Origin of the sequence: Kitasatospora sp. NPDC047058 (genome assembly GCF_040643935.1) — a bacterium.
Classification (GTDB): Bacteria; Actinomycetota; Actinomycetes; order Streptomycetales; family Streptomycetaceae; genus Kitasatospora.
On the sequence record NZ_JBEYVJ010000047.1, the window covers coordinates 19,960 to 37,186 of the forward strand.

At 75.9% G+C, this 17,227-nt stretch carries 12 protein-coding genes and 3 pseudogenes; 11 read left to right on the forward strand and 4 right to left on the reverse strand.

Annotated features, from left to right (window positions below; translation table 11 throughout):
* Positions 1-45: 45 nt before the first annotated feature.
* A complete protein-coding gene (gene xseA / locus ABZ885_RS10320; RefSeq protein WP_360185953.1) occupies positions 46-1,302 on the reverse strand; it encodes an exodeoxyribonuclease VII large subunit in 1,257 nt (418 codons plus the stop codon).
* Positions 1,303-1,443: 141 nt separating this feature from the next.
* On the opposite strand from xseA, the gene ABZ885_RS10325 reads away from it, so the two are divergent.
* Positions 1,444-2,418 carry a 4-hydroxy-3-methylbut-2-enyl diphosphate reductase gene (locus ABZ885_RS10325; protein WP_360185955.1) on the forward strand — a complete coding sequence of 325 codons (975 nt, stop codon included), beginning with the start codon at positions 1,444-1,446 and terminating at the stop codon, positions 2,416-2,418.
* A 166-nt stretch (positions 2,419-2,584) separates the two neighbouring features.
* Positions 2,585-3,331 (forward strand): polyphosphate--glucose phosphotransferase, encoded by a 747-nt coding sequence (ppgK, locus tag ABZ885_RS10330; protein ID WP_360185958.1) that lies wholly within the window; start codon positions 2,585-2,587, stop codon positions 3,329-3,331.
* A gap of 68 nt (positions 3,332-3,399) precedes the next feature.
* Here the strand turns inward: ppgK and ABZ885_RS10335 are convergent, their stop codons facing one another.
* Positions 3,400-4,137 (reverse strand): DUF6542 domain-containing protein, encoded by a 738-nt coding sequence (locus ABZ885_RS10335; protein WP_360185961.1) that lies wholly within the window; start codon positions 4,135-4,137, stop codon positions 3,400-3,402.
* 163 nt (positions 4,138-4,300) lie between these two features.
* Between ABZ885_RS10335 and ABZ885_RS10340 the strand changes: the two are divergent.
* From ABZ885_RS10340 to ABZ885_RS10360, 5 genes and pseudogenes are all read left to right on the forward strand, one after another.
* Positions 4,301-4,438, forward strand: a pseudogene (locus ABZ885_RS10340) (glyoxalase); the annotation flags it as partial.
* A 173-nt stretch (positions 4,439-4,611) separates the two neighbouring features.
* Positions 4,612-4,824 (forward strand): annotated as a pseudogene (locus tag ABZ885_RS10345) (glyoxalase); the annotation flags it as partial.
* Positions 4,825-4,899: 75 nt separating this feature from the next.
* Positions 4,900-5,973, forward strand: coding sequence for a redox-regulated ATPase YchF (gene ychF, locus ABZ885_RS10350; RefSeq protein ID WP_360185965.1), 1,074 nt, complete (start codon positions 4,900-4,902; stop codon positions 5,971-5,973).
* A 134-nt stretch (positions 5,974-6,107) separates the two neighbouring features.
* Positions 6,108-8,948, forward strand: a complete 2,841-nt coding sequence (locus tag ABZ885_RS10355) for a hypothetical protein (protein WP_360185968.1) — start codon at positions 6,108-6,110, stop codon at positions 8,946-8,948.
* A 195-nt stretch (positions 8,949-9,143) separates the two neighbouring features.
* A complete protein-coding gene (locus ABZ885_RS10360; protein ID WP_360185971.1) occupies positions 9,144-10,487 on the forward strand; it encodes a M20/M25/M40 family metallo-hydrolase in 1,344 nt (447 codons plus the stop codon).
* Between the two features lie 45 nt (positions 10,488-10,532).
* On the opposite strand, the pseudogene ABZ885_RS10365 reads toward ABZ885_RS10360, so the two are convergent.
* Positions 10,533-11,671 (reverse strand): annotated as a pseudogene (locus ABZ885_RS10365) (dihydrofolate reductase family protein).
* A gap of 215 nt (positions 11,672-11,886) precedes the next feature.
* Here ABZ885_RS10365 and ABZ885_RS10370 point away from each other — a divergent pair.
* From ABZ885_RS10370 to ABZ885_RS10385, 4 genes are all read left to right on the forward strand, one after another.
* Entirely contained in the window at positions 11,887-13,221 is a 1,335-nt protein-coding gene (locus ABZ885_RS10370) for a hypothetical protein (RefSeq protein ID WP_360185992.1), read from the forward strand.
* A 156-nt stretch (positions 13,222-13,377) separates the two neighbouring features.
* Positions 13,378-14,193, forward strand: coding sequence for a methyltransferase domain-containing protein (locus ABZ885_RS10375; RefSeq protein WP_360185974.1), 816 nt, complete (start codon positions 13,378-13,380; stop codon positions 14,191-14,193).
* A 160-nt stretch (positions 14,194-14,353) separates the two neighbouring features.
* Positions 14,354-15,973 (forward strand): DUF4190 domain-containing protein, encoded by a 1,620-nt coding sequence (locus ABZ885_RS10380; protein ID WP_360185977.1) that lies wholly within the window; start codon positions 14,354-14,356, stop codon positions 15,971-15,973.
* Between the two features lie 425 nt (positions 15,974-16,398).
* Complete coding sequence (locus tag ABZ885_RS10385; RefSeq protein WP_360185995.1) at positions 16,399-16,797, forward strand: NUDIX domain-containing protein; 399 nt, start codon at positions 16,399-16,401, stop codon at positions 16,795-16,797.
* A gap of 205 nt (positions 16,798-17,002) precedes the next feature.
* Here ABZ885_RS10385 and ABZ885_RS10390 read toward each other — a convergent pair.
* The coding region (locus tag ABZ885_RS10390) for a hypothetical protein (RefSeq protein WP_360185980.1) at positions 17,003-17,227 on the reverse strand (225 nt) is incomplete at its 5' end.

Sequence of the window (17,227 nt, forward strand, 5' to 3'; positions counted from 1 at the left end):
GCCGACAGTACGGCCCCGGCCGGTGCGGGCCCGGGCGCCGGCCGGCTACTCCGCGGGCACGGCCGACTCCGCCGGCGCCGCCGACGGCTCTGCCGGCTCCGCCACGGTGACGGAGAACCCGCCGCCCGCCACCCGGGCGTGCAGCCCGTCGCCGGCCGCGACCTGGGCCGGGTCGGTCACCACCGTGCCGTCGGCCCGCTGCAGCACCGCGTAGCCGCGCTCCAGGGTGGCCGCCGGGGAGAGCGCGACCACCCGGGCCAGGGTGTGCCCGAGGTCGCTCTGCGCGTGGTCCAGCCGGTGCCCGAGGGTGCGCCGGGCGCGCTCCAGCAGGGCCGCGACCTCCTGGCCGCGGCCGTCCAGCATCCGGTGCGGTGCGGCCAGCGCCGGGCGGCTGCGGACGCCGTCCAGCCCGTGCTGCTCGCGGTCGACCCGGCCGAGCACGTGCCGCCGGGCCCGGTCGCGCAGGTTGCGGACCTTGGCCAGCTCCTCGCCGACGTCCGGCACCACCCGTTTGGCGGCGTCCGTCGGGGTGGAGGCGCGCAGGTCCGCGACGAAGTCCAGTAGCGGCTGGTCCGGCTCGTGCCCGATCGCGCTGACCACCGGCGTCCGGGCCGCCGCGACCAGCCGGACGAGGCCCTCGTCCGAGAACGGCAGCAGGTCCTCCACGCTGCCGCCGCCGCGCGCCACGATGATCACGTCCACCTCGGGGTGCTCGTCCAGCTCCCGGACGGCCGCGCTCACCCGCTCCACCGCGCTGACCCCCTGCACGGGGACGTTGCGCACCTCGAAGCGGACGGCCGGCCAGCGCCGCCGGGCGTTCTCCAGGACGTCCCGCTCGGCCGCCGAGCCGCGCCCGGTGACCAGGCCGATGCACTGCGGCAGGAACGGCAGCGGCCGCTTGCGGTCGGCCGCGAACAGGCCCTCCCCGGCGAGCCGCCGCTTCAGCTGCTCCAGCCGGGCCAGCAGTTCACCCAGCCCGACCAGCCGGATCTCCGAGGCCCGCATCGACAGCTGGCCGCGCGCCGCGTACCACTCCGGCTTCGCGTGCACGACGACCCGCGAGCCCTCCTGCACCACGTCCGCGACCTGGTCGAAGACCGAGCGGAAGCAGGTCACCGTCAGCGAGACGTCCGCCTGCGGGTCGCGCAGCGTCAGGAACACCACGCCCGCGCCCGGCCGCCGGCTCAACTGGGTGATCTGGCCCTCGACCCAGACCGCGCCGAGCCGGTCGATCCAGCCGCCGATCAGCGCGGAGACCTTGCCGACCGGGAGCGGGGCTTCGGGGGAGCTGGTGTTGGCCATGCGTACGAGGCTAGCGGCGGACGCCGACAGCGCAGGCGCGCCCGTGGACTCCGCAAACTCCGGACGTGAGCATTCACGACGGATTCCGGTCCGGAAGCGGCTCCCGTCGGCGCGGCTCTCTCCCGCCCGTACGATGGAGCCATGTCCAACACCGCGCAGCGCCGTGTCCTGCTCGCCGCCCCCCGGGGCTACTGCGCGGGCGTCGACCGCGCCGTGATCGCCGTGGAGAAGGCCCTGGAGCAGTACGGGGCGCCGATCTACGTCCGCAAGCAGATCGTCCACAACAAGTACGTGGTGCAGACCCTGGAGAAGCAGGGCGCGATCTTCGTCGACGAGACGGAGGAGGTGCCCGAGGGTTCGATCGTGGTGTTCTCCGCGCACGGCGTCGCGCCGTCCGTCCACGACGAGGCCCGGGCCGGCAAGCTCGCCACCGTCGACGCCACCTGCCCGCTGGTCACCAAGGTGCACAAGGAGGCCGTCCGCTTCGCCGACGAGGGCTTCGACATCCTGCTGGTGGGCCACGAGGGCCACGAGGAGGTCATCGGCACCATGGGCGAGGCGCCGGACCGGATCCACCTGGTGGACGGTGCCGAGGACGTGGCGGCCGTCGAGGTCCGCGACGAGTCCAAGGTCGTCTGGCTCTCCCAGACCACGCTCTCGGTGGACGAGACCATGGCCACCGTCGGCGAGCTGAAGAAGCGCTTCCCGCTGCTGGTCAGCCCGCCCAGCGACGACATCTGCTACGCCACCCAGAACCGCCAGGTCGCCGTCAAGCAGATGGCGCCGGAGACCGACCTGCTGATCGTGGTCGGCTCCAAGAACTCCTCCAACTCCGTCCGCCTGGTCGAGGTCGGCCTGGAGTACGGCGCCAAGGCCGCCCACCTGGTGGACTTCGCCGACGAGATCCAGGAGTCGTGGCTGGAGGGCGTCACCACGGTCGGCCTGACCAGCGGCGCCTCGGTGCCGGAGATCCTGGTCGAGGGCGTCCTGGACTGGCTGGCCGAGCGCGGCTACGGCGACGTGTCGACCGTCAAGACCGCCGAGGAGCACCTGACCTTCTCGCTGCCCAAGGAGCTCCGCCGCGACCTGCGCGCCGAGGCCGCGGGCAAGCTGTAGGAGCTGTCCGAGGAAGTCCGGAAAACCCGGCACCCCGCCACGGGGTGCCGGGTTTTCCGCTGTGCACGGCCGGGCGGGCTCTCGTAGCTTGGTGCGCAGGTATGCACAGGCTGTGGACAACCCGGCCTGAGGGCGTGGACAACGGAGTCGGCGGAGGGCGGTCGTCATGACGGCGGTATTCGGTGTGGACATCGGCGGTTCGGGCATCAAGGGTGCCCCCGTCGACCTCGGCCTGGGTGTGCTCGCCCAGGAGCGGCACAAGGTCCTCACCCCGCAGCCTTCGGCACCGGAGGCCGTGGTCGCCGCCGTCCGCGAGGTGGTCAGGCACTTCGGCCACCGCGGCCCGGTCGGGCTGACCTTCCCCGGCGTGGTGGTGAACGGTCAGACCAGAACCGCGGCCAACGTCGACAAGGGCTGGATCGGCCTGGACGCCGCCGGCCTGTTCCGCGAGGCGCTCGACCTGCCGGCCACCGTGCTCAACGACGCCGACGCGGCCGGGCTCGCCGAGCTCACCCACGGCGCCGGGCGCGACCGGGCCGGGGTCGTCATGGTCCTCACCTTCGGCACCGGCATCGGCAGCGCCCTCTTCGTGGACGGCGTGCTGGTGCCCAACACCGAGCTGGGCCACCTGGAGCTGCGCGGCAAGGACGCCGAGCGCCGGGCCTCCTCGGCGGCCAGGGAGCGGCACGACCTGAGCTGGGAACAGTGGGCGGGGCGGGTCGACGAGTACCTCGACCTGGTGGAGATGCTGTTCTCGCCGCAGCTGATCGTGATCGGCGGCGGGGTGAGCCGCAAGCACGAGAAGTTCATGCCGCTGCTGCGCGGGCGCGAGGCGCGGGTCGTCCCGGCGGAGCTGCGCAACGACGCCGGGATCGTCGGGGCGGCGATGGCGGCGGCCCGCGCCGCCGGCTAGGACCGGTCCCGGGACCCGCCTCGGGAGCCGCCGTCGCGAGGAGCGGAGGGGCCGCCCGGCCGCTCCGCTCAGCGCGCGCGGTGGATCCGCCGCTGGGCCACGAACCGGGCGAGCACGATGGCCGCCGCCAGTCCGGTGCCGGAGAACAGCCAGCCGGCCCGCAGCGCCAGGCCGGTCGCCAGCGCCACCACCTGGGCGGTCACCCCGGAGGACGTGACCGGGCCGAGCAGCAGCAGGGCGACGGCGAAGCCGATCGGCCCGCTGATCGGCGCGGCCAGCAGGTCGGCGAAGCGCACCCGGACGGCCAGCTGGAAGCAGATCAGCAGGTAGCCGATGCCGAACAGCACCCCGGGCCCGCCGAGGACCAGCCGGTCCAGGCCGGCCACCGCGACGGTCGCGACCACGGCGGCCACACCGGTGCCGACGGCGGTCAGCCGGGTCGGCCGCCCGGTGCGCCGGCGCCCGTAGAGGCGGCCGTTCGGGCGGCCGCCACCGCGCTCGCCGGTGCGTTCCCCGAGGCGCCCGTCCAGCCGTTCGCCCGCGCGTTCGCCGATCCGTTCGCCGGCGCGTTCGGCCGCCCGGTCGTCCGTCCGGGCGCCGAACGGCAGCCGCAGCCGGGGCCGGGCCGCGCCGGGGCGGCCGCGTTCGGGCGCTCCGGCCACGGGGCGTAGCCGGGAGGAGGCGGCGGTGCCGGCCGGTTCGGCGGTCTCGGGGGCCCGTCCGGGCCCGGGGACGGCGGCCCCGGCCGCACCGTTCGGCGGTCGGCGTCTGGGCCCTGGCGGCTGGGTTCGGATGCTCTGCTCCACCCACCCAACGTACGGTCCGATCATCGCCACACTGTGTAATGGCCGTCCGGGCCTTGCTCCGTGTCTCCGAACGGAGTACTCATGTGATCGTCGCTCAACCAGCCACGGGGGAAGCCTGACCAGCGAATTCACCTTCGAACGGCTGCACCACGTCCAGCTCGACATGCCGGCCGGCGCGGAGGACGAGTGCCGCGCCTTCTGGCACGGCGTGCTCGACATGACGGAGCTGGCCAAGCCCCCGGTGCTGGCCGCCCGCGGCGGCTGCTGGTTCCGCGGCGGCGGGGTCGAGGTGCACCTAGGGCCTGTCCGGCGGATCTTGCCGGGCCCGCGACGCTCCCCCAGCCTGGCGGCTGGGAGGTACCCCCAGAGCACGCACGCCCCCAGCCTTCGGCCGGGAGGTGCCCCCATCCTCCGCCTTGCGATGCACGCACTCAGACGCCGCGGTCTGATCCGACAAGATCCGCCGGACAGGCCCTGGGCGTGGTGCCGGAGTTCCGGCCGGCCCGGAAGGGGCACCCGGGCATCCAGGTGCGGGCGCTGGACGCGCTCGCCGAGCGGCTGGCCGCGCACGGCCACGAGGTCGTCTGGGACGACAACCTGCCCGGTCACCGTCGCTTCCACTCCAGCGACCGGCTGGGCAACCGTCTGGAGTTCCTGGAGCCGGAACCGGCGGAGGCCGGGGCCTGACCGGCTGCCCGTAGACTGGGGGATCGGCCCGTACGGTGCCGACCCAACTCCTCCAAGCCCACGGGACTGCGCTTCATGTCGCTCACGATCGGAATCGTCGGCCTGCCGAACGTCGGCAAGTCGACCCTGTTCAACGCCCTGACCAAGAACGACGTGCTGGCGGCCAACTACCCGTTCGCCACCATCGAGCCGAACGTCGGCGTCGTCGGCGTCCCGGACGAGCGGCTGGCCAAGCTCGCCGAGATCTTCGGCTCGCAGCGCATCCTCCCGGCCACCGTCGACTTCGTCGACATCGCGGGCATCGTGCGCGGCGCCAGTGAGGGCGAGGGCCTGGGCAACAAGTTCCTCGCCAACATCCGGGAGTCGGACGCGATCTGCCAGGTCGTCCGCGCCTTCACCGACCCGGACGTGGTGCACGTGGACGGCAAGGTGTCGCCCAAGGACGACATCGAGACCATCCACACCGAGCTGATCCTGGCCGACCTCCAGACCATCGAGAAGGTGCTGCCCCGGCTCCAGAAGGAGGCGCGCCTCAAGAAGGACACCGCCCCCGTGCTGGCCGCCGCCGAGGCCGCGCAGGCGGTCCTGGAGACCGGCAAGACCCTCTTCGAGGCCGGCTTCGACACCACCCCGATCCGTGAGCTGCACCTGCTGACCGCCAAGCCCTTCCTCTACGTCTTCAACGTGGACGAGGACGAGCTGGCCGACGAGGACTTCAAGAACGCCCAGCGCGGGCTGGTCGCCCCGGCCGAGGCGATCTTCCTCAACGCCAAGATCGAGTCCGAGCTGATCGAGCTGGACGACGCCGAGGCCCTCGAACTCCTCCAGTCCATGGGCCAGGAGGAGCCCGGCCTCGCCACCCTCGCCCGGGTCGGCTTCGCCACCCTCGGCCTGCAGACCTACCTCACGGCCGGCCCCAAGGAGACCCGCGCCTGGACGATCAAGAAGGGCGCCACCGCCCCCGAGGCCGCCGGCGTGATCCACACGGACTTCCAGAAGGGCTTCATCAAGGCCGAGGTGATCTCCTTCGCCGACCTGGTCGAGACCGGCTCCATCGCCGAGGCCCGCGCCAAGGGCAAGGCCCGTATCGAGGGCAAGGAGTACGTCATGCAGGACGGCGACGTGGTGGAGTTCCGCTTCAACGTCTGACGCGTGCGCACCCCGGGAGGGGGCGGGGCCCGGTGGGGCGCCGCCCCCTCCCGGCGTGTCCGGGTGCTTCGCACGGGACGGATGAGTACGCGTACTCATGTGCCGGGCGGGCGGGGATCGGCAGACTCCGGAGCATGGAGAGCCAGCCGTCCCCCGAGTCCGCACCGTCCGGTGAGACGCCCCCGCGCCCGGACGTGCCCGCCGGGCCGCCCGGCTGCCCGGACTGCGGGGCCCCGCTCGGGGAGCGGCCGCCGGCCCGGTGCCCCGGGTGCCGGCTGCCGCTGCAGGGGGCCGTCGCCGCGCAGCTCTGGCGGGTGGAGCAGGGGCTGCAGCAGCTCGACCTGCGGCGCCTGGCGCTGTTGGAGGAGCGGGCCGTGCTGCTCGGCCGGCTGCGCGCGCTGCGGTACGCGCCCGATCCCGCGCCCGGGCCGGCCTCGGTGTGGGCCGGGCCGCCGACGGGGGCCGGCGGGGCGTCCGAGGTGTCCGGGCGTTCGGCGCAGACCGCGCTGCTGGTGCTCGGCGGCGCGCTGGTGGTCGTCGCCGCCCTGGTCTTCACCGTGGTCAGCTGGGGCCACCTCGGCCTCGGCGGCCGGACCGCCGTGCTGCTCGCGCTGACCGGGTGCGCCCTCGCCGCGCCGGTTCCCCTGCGCCGCAAGGGACTTGCGGCCACCGCGGAGACCTTCGCCACCATCGGGCTGGTCCTGGTGCTGCTGGACTGCTACGCCACCCGCGCCGCGGGGCTGGCCGGCCTGGACGCCGTGGGCGCGCCCGGCTACTGGGCGGTGGTCACCGCGCTGGTCGCCGCGGGGGCGATGGGGTACGGGGCCACGACCCGGCTGCGGGCGCCGCTGGCGGTGGGCTTCCTGCTGGGACGGCTGCCGGCGCTGCTCGGCGTGAGGGCGGCCGGGCTGGGCGACGTGATCGGCAACGCCACCGCGCTGGTGGCCACGGCGGCGGTGGACTACGCGGTGCTGCGCGGGGTGTCCGCGCGCGAGGGGCTGCGCGACCGGCTGCGCCTCGGGCGCTTGCTGCCGGCGGCCGGTGTGGTCACCGTGCTGAGCGGCCTGCTGGGCGGTCTGCTCGCCGTGAACGTCTCGCTGGCGGCCGGGCTGCACCGGACGGCCGTGGCGGCGGACGACGGGATTCCGGAGGCGGTCCGGGCCTGGCTGCCGCTCGGCGGGCTGGCGCTGCTGGCGCTGGCCGTGGCGCGGCCGTACCCGGGGGTCGGGCTGCCCGGGCTGTCGGCCGGCAACCGGCTGCTGGCCGCCGGGACGGCCGGGGCCGCGGTGCTGGCGGCCGCCGGCGGCACGTTCGGCCACCTGCTGCCGGCGGGCTGGAGTGCGGCGGGGTTCGCGTGGCCGGCGGCGCTGCTCGCCGTCGCGGCGGGGGCGGTCGTCCGTCCGCGGGGCCGGGCGGCCTCCGGCGAGCCGGCGGGGGAGCCCGCCGAGGTGCTGTCCGTCGGGCTGTTCCGGGTGGCGGGGCTGACCCTGCTGGTGAGCTCGGTCGCCTCCGTGGCGCAGGTGGTGCCCGCGCTGTTCGTGCCGCTCACGCACGTGGACGCCGTCTGGGCGTCCGCGACCGTGCCCGTGCTCCCGGCCTGGCCGGTTCCGGCGGCCGGGCTGACCGCCTACTGGCTGCCGGTCGTCGTCCTGGCGGCGCTCCACGCGCTCAACGCCGAGGTGCTCCGTGCGGAAGGGCCGGCCGGGAAGCCCGCGGAGCAGGGCTCCGAGGGGCAGGACACCGGGGTACAGGGAGCAGACGGGCAGGACGCCGAGGGGCAGGACGCCGAGGGGCAGAGCCCCGGCCGGCGGCGCGCCGTGGGGCGGCCCGCCTGGCCGGGGCCGGTGCTCGCGGTGGCCGGCGTCCCCGGCCTGGCCCTGCTGCCGGTGGCCCTCGGGCTGCCGTACGGCGCGGCGGTCGCCACCGCGGCCGGGCTCGCGGTCCTCGCCGCCGCGGCCGCCGTGCTGCGCCCGGCCGGCCCGACGGGCCGGGCCGCGACGCCCGGCCTGGTGGCGGCCACCGTGCTCGCGCTGCTGTGGGCGCTCGCCGACCGGGCGGCGACGATCACCGTGCTCGCCCTGGGCGCCGCCGTCGCCGGGATGCTGACGGTGCTGTCGGCCCGGTCCCGTTCCGCCACGCCGAAGGCCCTACGGCCCGACGTCACCGCGGCCTTCGCCGTGTCGGCGCTGGGCGCCGAGGCGGCGGCCGTCGGCTGGACGGCCGGTCTCGCGCTCCCCGACGCCATGCTCGCCGTGCTCGCGGTGGCCGTCGCCGCGGCCGCGGTCGCGGCCCTGACCGCGGCGCGCCCGGCCCGGCGCGCGGTCTCCCGCGCGGTCGAGGGCGCCGGCTACGCGCTCGCCGCCGTCGCCTGCGCCCTGACGGCCGGTGACCTCGGGCGGCTGAGCTTCGCCCTGACGGTGGCCGGGGTGGCCGCGCTGGGGATCGCGCTGCGCCGCGACCGCCGCCGGCCGGCGACCGTCGCCGCGGTCGTGCTGCTGATCGCCGCCTCCTGGCTGCGGCTGGCGCTGTGGGAGGTGCGGGCGCCCGAGGCGTACAGCCTCTCGGTGTCGGCGGCCGCGCTGGTGCTCGGCGGCCTGCAGCGGCGGCGCGACCGCGAGGTCCGTTCCTGGGCGGCGTACGGCCCGGGGCTCGCGCTCGGGCTGGCGCCGAGCCTGGTCGCGGCGTGGGGCGACACGCACTGGCTGCGTCCGCTGCTGCTGGGCGCGGCGGCGGTGGCGGTGACCGTGCTGGGCGTCCGGTTCCGGCTGCAGGCTCCGCTGCTGCTCGGTGGGGCGACCCTGCTCCTGGTCGGCGGGCACGAACTGGCGCCGACCGTCGTCCAGGTGCTCGGCCTGCTGCCGCGCTGGGCGCCGCTGGCCGCCGCCGGCCTGCTGCTGCTCGTCCTGGGGGCGACGTACGAGCAGCGGCTGCGGGACGCCCGGCGGCTGCGGGCGGGCCTCGGCCGGCTGGGCTGACCCCGAGCCGGCCCCGAGCGGACCTCAAGCGGAACAGAGTCCGCCGCTTGTTCGAGACGGACGGACATTGACTGCCCTGGGAGCGAACTTGATTGACTGATGATCAATTGTGCGGGGGCGGGTGTCCGGCGAGGCCGGCACCCGCACGGCCGCCCGGCCCGGCCCGCACCGCGTGAACATCTTGGGGGAAGTTCAGTGACTCGTCCGAACAAGCCTGCCCTGAGCCGCCGCACGCTGCTCGGAGGGACGGCGGCGGCCGGCGTCGGAGCCGTCCTGGCGTCCGGCACTCCCGCAGCGGCGGACCCGGGCAACCGGCGCAACCCGATCGACCAGGCCGCGGTCGACGCCGTCGCCACCCGGCTCGACGACGGCCTGATCGCGCTGCGGCGCGACCTGCACCAGCACCCCGAGACGACCGGGCGGGAGACGTACACCGCCGCGGCGGTCGCCGGCCGGCTGCGCGCGGCGGGCCTCGACGTGACCACCGGCGTCGGCCGCATCGTGGTGAACGGCGAGGAGCTGGAGCGCACCGGGATCGTCGCGGTCCTGAAGGGCGCGCGCCCCGGGCGGACGGTGGCCTACCGGGCGGACATGGACGCGGTGCCGGGGAACGGCATCGTCACCTCGGACCGGAACCACCCGGCGGCGCACGCCTGCGGCCACGACCTCCACACCACCGTGGGCGTCGGCGTCGCGCAGGTGCTGGCGCAGCTGCGGAACCGGCTGAGCGGCACGGTGGTCTTCTTCTTCCAGCCCGGCGAGGAGGGCCTGGCGGGTGCCCGGGCGATGATCGACGCCGGGGTGCTGGAGGACACCGGCGCCGAGGAGATCCACGCCCTGCACTGCGGGCCCTACCCGGTGGGGCAGTTCGCGGTGACTCCGGGCAGCGGGCTGCCGGGCCAGGACTGGGCCAGGGTCACCCTGGCGGGCGCGGACGCGCCGGCGGCGGCGGGCCGGCTGGTGACCGAGCTCGGCGGGCTGGCCACGGTGGCCCCGGTGCCGACGCCCGCGGACGCCTACCTGGAGCAGATGGTCGCGGACGTGCAGACGCCGGACGGGCCGCTGGCCCGGTTCGTGGTGATCCGCGCCAGGGCGGCGGACAAGCCGGACGCGGAGGGCAACGTCGCCGTCGACGTGACGTTCCGCTGCTGGCCCGAGGACCGCAACGTCGAGATCCGGGAGGAGATCCGCCGGCTGGCGCAGCCGTACGCCGGGGCGGTCGTCACGTACCCCAAGGAGCCCTTCCCGGCCATGGTCTGCCCGGAGAACGACGCCGCCGCCCTGGCCCGGCACCTCCGGCGGGTGCTCGGCCCCGGCGGGGTGACGGTGAACCACGCCGCGTTCCCCTTCAACGGGGAGGACTACGCGCTGTTCCTGGACCGCATCCCGGGGACCTACACCTTCCTCGGGGTCCGCACCCCCGGCGCCGCGATCACGACGAGCTTCCCGCACTACGACCAGTTCACGCCGGACGAGCGCGCGATCGGCGTCGGCGTCCGTGCCATGGCGGGCTGGCTCGCCACCCGCACCCGCTGCTGAGCGGAGGCGGGGGCCCCGCGGCCGGGTGACGCCCGGCCGCGGGGCTCAGCCCAGCAGGTGGGCGTTGACCGCGCGGGCCTCCCCGGCCAGCTCCGGCAGCTCCACCACCTCGACCCCGGCCGCCTCCAGCAGGGAGGTCCCCTGGGTCTCCGCGACGAAGGTGTCCGGCTCGCTCCAGGCGACCACCACGCGCGGGACACCCGCCGCGATCAGCAGCCGGGCGCACGGGCGCGGCCGCGAGGCGCGCTGCCCGCAGGGCTCCAGCGAGCTGTAGACGGTCGCACCGCGCAGCCGCGGGTCGCCGGCCGGCAGCTTGGCGAGGGCCGCCTCCTCGGCGTGGTCGTGCGGGTCCGTCTCCCGGCTCCAGCCCTCGGCGAGCACCTCGCCGTCCGCGCCGACGACCACCGCGCCGACCGAGAACGCCGTGTCGGAGGGCGGGCAGCGGCGGGAGAGCTCGACGGCCCTGCGGAGGAAACGCAGGTCGGACGGGTCGGCGGTCACGGGGCGGGCTCCTTCGGGGCGTACCTGAGCAGGACGACGTCACCCACGGTACGGGCCTCCAGCAGCCGCATCCGGCGGGCCGGGCCGCCGGGGAAGGCGGCGGGGTGGACGAAGCGCGGCGCCCCGGCCTGACCGACCAGCAGCGGGGCGACGGCGAGCTGGAGCTCGTCGGCGAGGCCCTGGGCGAGGAACTGGGTGTGCACGCCGCCGCCGCCCTCGACCATCAGCCGCCGCACCCCGCGGGCGGCGAGGTCGTCCAGCACCGCGCCCAGGTCCACCGAGCCGCCGAGCGCCACCACCTCGGCCAGTTCGTCCAGCGCCGGCCGCAGCACGGCGGCGCCCGCGTCCGTGGAGTAGGCGAGCTTCCCGCCGCCGGTGTGCCAGAACCGCAGCGACCGGTCGAGCGCGCCGCTCGCGCTGAGCGTGACCTTCAGCGGGTACTCGGACCGTCCGGCGGCGAGCCGGGCCGCCCGCCGGCCGGGGTCGTTGACCAGCAGCCGGGGGTTGTCCGCGCGCAGGGTGTTGCCGCCCACCAGGACCGCGTCGGCGGCGGCCCGCTCCTCGTCCACCCGGTCGAAGTCGGCCGGGTTGGAGAGCAGCAGCCGTTCGGGGGAGGCGTCGTCGAGGTGCCCGTCGAGCGACATCGCGGCGCTCAGCAGGACGAAGGGGCGCGGGCGGGTCATGGCGGAACCGTTCTGTCGGGTGCGCGTCCACCGTACGGCCCGGCCGCGGGCGCGAACGGCAGAGGCCTGCTGTTCGTCCGGCGGCCCGCCGGCGGAGGGGCGGCGTTCGCCGACGGGCCCCACCCTGGTCCGGACCTCGCACCGCCCCCCGTCGAAGGGCTGCCACCGTGTCCCGCCTCTCCCGCGGCCTGCTCCCGGCCGTCGCCGCCGCCGCGATGCCGGTGCTCGCACTGCTGCCGGCCTCGCCCGCCGCCGCCGTGACGTACGGAACCCCCACGATCACCCTCTCCGCCGGCTACCTCTCCGGCGCGGTCGGCGCCACCGGTGACCCGACGGTCACCGTCACCGTCGCCCAGAGCGGCGCCGCCGCCTCCGCGCTCACCGTGGCGGCCTCGGCGAGCACCCGCAGCACGGTCGCCCGCACCGGCGACGTCACCGTCACCGGCACCACCGGGACCCGCTCCCTCGCGGTCGCCGCCCAGGGCGTCGGCTACACCGACCTCACCATCAAGGTCACCGGCCTCGGCGGCAAGACCGCGTCCAAGACGCTGCACTACGCGGCCTCGCCGACCGTGCAGTACTCGGCCGACAGCCGCTACCTGACCGGCTCCAGCGACGCCTCGGCGGCGGTGGACGCGGGCGGCGGCTACATCGTGGTGGCCGACGACGAGTCCAACGTGCTGCGGCTCTACGACCGCAACGCCTCGGGCGCGCCGGTCCGCACCTGGGACTTCAGCTCGGCGCTCGGCGTCTCCAAGGAGATCGACATCGAGGGCGCCACCCGGGTCGGCAACACCGTCTACTGGACCGGCTCGCTGGGCAACAACAAGGACGGCGTCATCAAGACGGAGCGGCACACCGTCTTCGCCACCACCGTCACCGGCTCGGGCGCGAGCACCCAGCTGGCGCTCGCGGGCAAGTACACCGGCCTGCGCGCCGACCTGATCGCCTGGGACAGGGCCAACGGCGACCGCTACGGCTTCGCGGCGGGCGCGGCGGACGGCCAGGTGCCCAAGCAGATCGACGGGTTCAACGTCGAGGGCCTGGAGTTCGCCCCGGGCAGCTCCACCACCGCGTACGTGGGCTTCCGCGCACCGCTGGCCCCGGCGGTCACCGGCGGCCGGGCGCTGATCGTGCCGGTCACCAACTTCTCGTCGCTGCCGGGCGGTTCGGCACACGCCACGTTCGGTGCCCCGATCGAGCTGGACCTCGGCGGGCTCTCGGTCCGCGACCTGCGGCGCAACGCGCTCGGCCAGTACCTGATCGTGGCCGGTTCCTGGGCCGCGGACGACAACTCCGACCCGTACGCGCTCTACCGCTGGGACGGCCAGCCCGGCTCGCAGCCCGTCAAGGTGCTGGACCTGCCGACCAGCGACGCGGGCGGCTGGGAGGCCGTGCCGGACGTCCCGGACCTCACCGCCGCCGGCGCCCGGGTGCAGCTGATCACCGACGACGGCTCCGCCGACCTGTACGGCGACGGCGTGGCGGCCAAGGACCTCACCCACCCCGAGTGGAAGAAGTCCCGCACCACCTGGTTCACCCTCAACTAGGCACGACGGAACGGCGGAAGCCCCCGGCCGCACAACCCGGCCGGGGGCTTCCGGCTGCCCCGATCCGATCGGAATATGAGACGAACCTTCTCGCCATGCGGGACGAGCGGTAGCGTCGGGGGCGTCGGAGAACCGAGACCCGCCCAGGGGGACGCCATGTCCGGACCGCAGCCCGCCGCCTACACGCACGGACACCAGGAGTCCGTGCTGCGCTCGCACCGCTCCCGCACCGCCGCCGACTCGGCCGCCTACCTGGTGCCGCACCTGCGGCCCGGGCAGGCCGTGCTGGACGTCGGCTGCGGCCCCGGCACCATCACCGCCGACCTGGCCGAACTGGTCGGCCCCGGTGGGCGGGTGGTGGCCGTCGACACCTCGGCCGAGGTGCTGGAGGCGGCGGCCGCGCACGTCGCCGGGCGTGGCCTGTCCAACATCGTCTTCGTGGTCGCGGACGTCCACGGACTGCCCTGCGCGGACGGGGAGTTCGACGTGGTGCACGCCCACCAGGTGCTGCAGCACGTGGCCGATCCGGTGGCCGCGCTGCGGGAGATGCGCCGGGTGACGGCGGAGGGCGGCGTGGTCGCCGCCCGGGACGTCGACTACGCGAGCATGACCTGGTACCCGGAGGTGCCCGAACTGGACCGCTGGCTGGAGCTGTACCGGCGGATCGCCCGGGCCAACGGCGGCGAGCCGGACGCCGGGCGGCGGCTGCTGTCCTGGGCCCGGGCGGCGGGCTTCGCCGAGGTCACCGCCTCCTCCAGCACCTGGACGTTCGCGACGCCGGAGCGCCGGGAGTGGTGGGGCGGGATGTGGGCCGACCGCACGGTGGGCTCCGCCCTCGCCGCGACGGCGGTGGCGGGCGGCCATGCGGACCGGGCGGAGCTGGAGCGGATCGCGGCCGGCTGGCGGGGCTGGGCGGCGGACGGGGACGGGTGGTTCGCGATGCTGCACGGGGAGGTGCTGGCGCGCGGGTAGGACGTGCCGGAAGGGCGTGCGAAAAGGGGTGGAAGGGCTGTCGGCAAGATCGGGTAGAGTCGCGCGTCCGTTCCCATCGCCGGGGTGTGCTCCGTCTGCGGAACGTTCGAGTCGAACTGCCGAGCTGATGCCCGTGACCGGCGGGCCGGGGGAGTCCCACGTGTCCAGTCCCGAGCCCGACGCGCCCGCCCCCGCGCCGGACGCCCCCGCGGCCGATGCCCCCGTGGCGGACGTTCCCACGGACGTTCCCGCGGACATCCCGGCACCGGCCGGTCCCGTGGCGGATCCGCGCGTGGTGGACCGCCCGGTGACGGATGCTCCGGCCGCCGAAGCTGCCGACGCCGGTGCCGACGCCGTCGGCCCGGCCGCGGACAGCCCGGCCACGGACAGCCCGGCCACGGAGACCGCGGCCCCGGACGCGCCGGCGCCCGACGGCCGGGTGGAGCTGACCAAGCCGTCCCGGGACACCGAGCCGCCCGCCCCGGCCGAACCCGCTGCCGCACCGGCCGAACCCGCCGTGCCGGTCCAGCCCGCCGAACCCGCCAGGCCCGTGGACCCGTGGGCCGTCCCCGACCCCGCCGCGGCCCGTGCCGCCGCCGACGCCCGGGCGTGGGCCGGCGCCGCCGTGCCGCCGGTCCCGCCGCCGGCCGCCACCGGCTGGGCCGCCGTCCCGCCCGGCGCGCTCTCCGGCTTCCAGCCCGGCTACGCCTACCCGCAGGCCCCCGAGGTCACCAACGGCTTCGCCGTCGCCGCCCTGATCACCGGTCTGCTCTGCATGTGGCCGCTCGCGCTGGTCTTCGGCACCGTCGCGCTGGTCCAGATCCCCAAGCGCAACGAGCGCGGCCGCGGCATGGCCGTGTCCGGCGTGGTCTTCGGCGTCCTCGGGGTGCTGACCTTCCTGATGCTCGTCATCGGCGCGCTCGCCGAGGGCGTCGACCCGTCCGACCGGGCCGGTCGCCCCCCGCACCTCCCGAAGGCCCCGCCGGGATCCGTGCTGTGGTCCGCGCTCAAGGCCGGCGACTGCTACAACCCGCCCGGTGTCCCGACGGGCGACGACCCCGAGGGCGGGGACCAGACCGTCGCCTGGGTGCTCAGGGTGCCGTGCGCCGGCCCGCACTTCGGCGAGGTGGCCGGCACCGTACGGATCCCGGACGGCGACGGCCCCTACCCCGGTGAGAGCGGCCTCCGCGAGCGTGCCGCCACGCTCTGCGACCCGGTGCTTGACGAGTACGCCCTCGACTACTGGGCCGTGCCGGACGGCATGGAGGAGGTCTACCTCTACCCGAGCCGGGCCAACTGGAAGTCCGGCGAACGCGCCGTCACCTGCACCTACGAGGACCGCTACACCCAGCACCGGGGCAGCGTCCGGACCGACCGGGCCGCCCTGACCCCGGCCCAGCTCGGCTACCTGGAGGCCGCCCGGTCCTTCAACGCCGTGTTCTGGAAGGAGCCCGACGCCGAGGTCGCCGACGCGAACCCCGAGTACCGGGCGTGGGCCCGGCAGATGGCCGACGCCTCCCGCAAGGAGGCCGAGGAGCTGTCCAAGGGCTCGACGGTCTGGCCGGAGGCCGCCCGGCCGAAGGTGGCCGAGCTGGTGGCCGCCCAGCGGGAGGCGGCCGCCGTCTGGGACACCGCGGCGAAGACCACCGACGGCACCGCGCTCGAACGTGAGGTGCGGCGGGCGAAGTCCCTGGTGGCCAAGTCGGCCAAGGCGTCGGTGGAGGTCCGCCGCGAGCTCGGGCTCTCGACCGGCGAGCAGGTCGGCGACATCCAGACCTGATCCCGCCGCCCCGCTGATCCCGCCACCGCGCCTGCCGCGCCGCAACCCCGGTGCCGACGGGGCCGGCGGGGCCTGCCGGACCGGGCCTTACCGGGCGTTAACCGGGCCCGTACCTGCCGGTAGCGAGCCCGGCGTAGCGTCCGACGGGCGCGGTCCCGGCCCGACCCCCACGCGGGCCGGGGGCCGCGCGCCCGCGAGCGCCGCCACGGGCCGCGCCCACGACCGCCGCCACGGGCCCTACGCTCAGCGGCATGGACTCCTTTCGGGTGATGCGGCAGGACGACAACGGCAACCGCTTCCAGGTCGCCCGGGGCCTCGACCGGGTCGCGGCCGACGGGCTGGCGGCCGAGTTCGAGGCCCGCGGCCACAAGCAGCTGTACTGGGTGGAGCCGGAGGGCCCCGGGGCACGCCCTAAGGTCGGGGACATGGAGAACCGGATCGTCGTCGGCGGCGCCATCGTCCACCAGGGCCGGGTGCTGGCCGCCCGCCGCAGTGCACCGGCCGAGGTGGCCGGCCGCTGGGAGTTCCCGGGCGGCAAGGCCGAGCCGGGCGAGACCGAGCCGCAGGCGCTGGAGCGGGAGCTCCTGGAGGAGCTGGGCATCCGGGCGCGGGCGGTGGAGCGGCTGCCCGGTGCGTGGCTGGTCCGGCCGGGCCTGGAACTGCACCTGTGGGTGGCCGGCCTGGTCTCCGGCGACCCGCAGCCGCTGGAGGACCACGACGAGCTGCGCTGGCTCGGCCCGGAGGAGCTGGCCGAGGTCGACTGGCTGGACCACGACCGCGCCGTCCTCCCGCACCTCGCCCGGCTCCTCGCCACCACCCCCTGAGCACCCGGCGGAGCACCCCTCCGCCCATTCGCCTGAGCACCCCGCCGCCCACCCGGCGCCCGCCTTCCGCGGGCCCCGCCGCGCCCGGCGTCCCGCCCCCGGGCCGGACGCCGCCGCGCCGCGCCTACGCCGGGTAGGCCAATCGGAAAAGCCGACCCGGAAGCCGGGATAGCCTGGGTTCTGCTGGGTATGTCACTTTTCGGCACTATTCGTCACCATCGGTGAGCCGTCCCCAGCCGGCGCCGCCGATCGACCAGAGCCGGAGGCCCCGTCGGTGTCGAGTACCGGTAACGGCGGCGGGGGAGTGCGACGCGCGGGCACCGGGGGGAGCGCCGCCGCCCGCGCCCGCCTGCGCCGTGGCGCGCGCCCTCTTCAGCCGCACCCAGGACATGCTCGACTTCTTCCGCCGCTCCGCCTGGGACGGCGGCCC